Origin of the sequence: Psychrobacter sp., assembly GCF_035469765.1 — a bacterium.
GTDB lineage: Bacteria > Pseudomonadota > Gammaproteobacteria > Pseudomonadales > Moraxellaceae > Psychrobacter.
The window spans coordinates 1-3048 of record NZ_DATIRM010000376.1; the positions used below are offsets into that span (position 1 = coordinate 1).

The 3048-nt window shown below is 42.5% G+C and carries 2 protein-coding genes and 1 pseudogene; 1 reads left to right on the top strand and 2 read right to left on the bottom strand.

Features of this window, described 5'->3' with window-relative positions; all coding sequences use genetic code 11:
* Positions 1–1167: aspartate aminotransferase family protein (locus tag VLN09_RS10450; RefSeq protein ID WP_325246275.1), on the top strand; the 1167-nt coding region annotated here is incomplete at its 5' end.
* 255 nt (positions 1168–1422) lie between these two features.
* On the opposite strand, the gene VLN09_RS10455 is transcribed toward VLN09_RS10450, so the two are convergent.
* Positions 1423–2322, bottom strand: a complete 900-nt coding sequence (locus VLN09_RS10455; protein WP_325246277.1) for a LysR family transcriptional regulator — start codon at positions 2320–2322, stop codon at positions 1423–1425.
* 234 nt (positions 2323–2556) lie between these two features.
* Positions 2557–3048: pseudogene (locus VLN09_RS10460) on the bottom strand (DNA polymerase III subunit gamma/tau); the annotation flags it as partial.

A 3048-nucleotide genomic window follows, 5' to 3' on the forward strand; every position in this document is an offset into this window, starting at 1 on the left:
CTGATGCCCACCTATCTTCGTCAACCTATTAGTTTTATCCGCGGCTCAGGAAGCTGGCTATATACTCAAGATGAGACGCCTTATTTAGATGCATTGACTGGTATCGCGGTATGTGGTTTAGGACATTGCCACCCACAAGTAACCGAAGCTATTCAACAGCAGGCAGCAACACTGGTTCATACCAGTAATTTATTTGGTATCGACTGGCAAGAGCGTGCTGGTGAAGCGTTATGTAATGCCGCGCAAATGGACAGTGTGTTTTTTGCCAATAGTGGTGCTGAAGCAAATGAGGCAGCATTGAAATTGGCGCGTCTATACGCGTATCAACAGGGTTTTAAGCGTCCAAAAGTCATTGTGATGGAGCAATCTTTCCACGGTCGTACCTTGCTGTCGTTATCCGCTACGGCAAACCCTAAAGCGCGCGAAGGTTTTTATACCTTAGATGAAGATTTTATCCGTGTGCCATTTGGCGATATTGCCGCTATTGAACAAGCAGCTCATGACCATGAAGATATTTGCGCGGTATTTGTAGAGCCTATTCAAGGTGAAGGCGGGCTCAATACCGCAGCAAATGGTTTTACTTATCTTGAGCAGATACAAGCCGTATGCGACACTCATAATTGGCTGTTTATGCTCGATGAAGTGCAAACCGGTAATGGACGTACTGGTAAATACTTTGCTTATCAGCATAGTAATGCACGCCCTGATGTACTAACGACCGCTAAAGGCTTAGGTAATGGATTCCCTGTTGGTGCCTGTATGGTACGTGGGCGCGCTAATGGCTTGTTTGGTGCTGGTAGTCATGGCTCAACCTATGGTGGCACACCGTTAGCCAGTCGCGTGGTACATAGCGTATACGATGTATTAGCTAACAGCAATATTATGCAAAATGCGGTCACTGAAGGACAATTTATTCGTGATAGTATGATTGATGCGCTTGGACAACATGGCGTCAGCAGTCGCGGCGCTGGGATGATGATTGGGATTGCCTTGCCTAAAGATATGGACTGTAGCAAATTGGTCGATCGCGCCCGTGATGAGCAAAAGCTTATTATCAATGTCACTGGTGGTCATGTCATTCGTCTGCTACCACCGCTCAATATGAGCCGTGATGAAAGCTCACAAGTAGTCGAGCGCCTTGTTAACTTATTGAAACCATCGTTTTAGACGACTAGTTAACTATATGGTATATTCAATTTAAAAAGAACACAGTACTGCTGGGATGAGTTTTTCGAAGCCTCTGGAGTGCAAAGTACACAGCAAGCGAGGAAAATTTATACCAGCAGAACGCTACCTTTAACGTATCTCTTTTATTTTGAACTGACTATATATCATAGAAAAAAAAGCCTATAGACAATCTATCTATAGGCTTTTTAACGTTTCTAATCAATTAGTTATACTGGTACTTAGATGAATGGAGCGTTAGTTTGCATGAAAGTATTTTTTTAATACCTCTAAACAACGCGTGATTTTTGCGGGCTGTTGATCACGGTTTAAGGTAACAGCATAGAGCACGAAACTTGGCATCTGGTAGCCGGTCAAAACTTCAACTAAATTACCAGCTTCTAGTTCTTTTTTGACATCCATTTCCATCATTCTAAGTATCCCGTGACCTTCTTTGGCTAAAGTCATGGCCATAAAGACATTATTGGTATGGATACGCGAGTTCATTTTTATACGCGTTTTTTTGCCTGTTTCAGTCTGGGTAAGCTCAACATTATTCGCATCTTTCATAATATCAATACAGATAAGCTGATGGTCTGCCAAATCTTTCGGCGTTTCAATTTTTTTGTTCTGACGTAAATACTGCGGTGACGCAACCAAAATTTGACGCACATCAGATAATGGATGAGTACTTACGGTTGAGTCATTGATATTCGGGCTCATACGTACCGCAATGTCGATGCGCTCATCAATCATATCAATATAATTATTATCGGCGAAATAAGTAATGCTAAGATCATCATGCGCTGACATCCAAGTCGATAGCGCAGGCAAAATATGGTGCACACCAAGCTCTGGCGTCGTTGCAATACGCAAACTACCGGCGAGCTCATCACGTAATTGATTGACCTTTATACGCCCTTGTTCAGCGGCACTTACTACGTCCTTTGCCGCTTCATAAAAGCTAGCACCCGCTTCTGTTAAGCTTAGCTTACGAGTTGAGCGATGTAATAACACTACACCCAATTCGTTCTCCAAAGAGCGTATTTGTTGACTGACGGCACTGGTGGTAATACCCAGTTCACGAGCCGAACCACTAAAAGAGCCGTGTCCAACCACACTGGCAAACACAGCCATACCACGTAAATTATCTAACATATTTTCATCCAAGCTGCTTTTTAGTTGTTAATATAACTTAACCATTATAGCCGATTATAATCAATCTTACAGTTTTTTAATCTTAGTTTTATAGTGAGACATAAATCTTTACCAACCAATAAAAGTAAAAATATCAAGGTGATAAATCAATATCGCCTTGATACTCTAATAAATAAAATGGCTTTGATGACACTCTACTTTATGTCATGCAGCACTCAATAAATTAATGACTGTTTAATATAACTGAACTTTGCCCATCTTCCCTTCACCGCGTTCAGTCAAGTATTGCATGACTGGCGTATTAAGTAGCTTTGACTCTGCTACTGTCTTTGCTTCAATGAGGCGTTTTTGTTGACGGCGCTCAGGCGTTTTATCATCAGCCTGCATGATACTGCTATCAATTTGTAGGCTAATAGTTGCATCAGGAAACTCTAGCTGCATCTTTGCTGCTAGCTGCTCGAATGTCGCCTGCAAATGCTTACTATCCACTGCTGTGACAAAGACTGCTTTATCATTGCAGCTACCTGTCATCATACCCTGACGCGCAAGTGCCAATTCATCCTGCGCCAAATCACCAGCCTCACGTACCGTTTGCAACCAGTAATCCCATTTTTCAGGTGTCCACTCACCTATCAAATCTTGTGGCGGACAGCGCAACAGGATACGCGGGTCATCAATCTGAGTTAATAATTGAGAATCATTTACTCTAGGCTCAACAACAGGTTC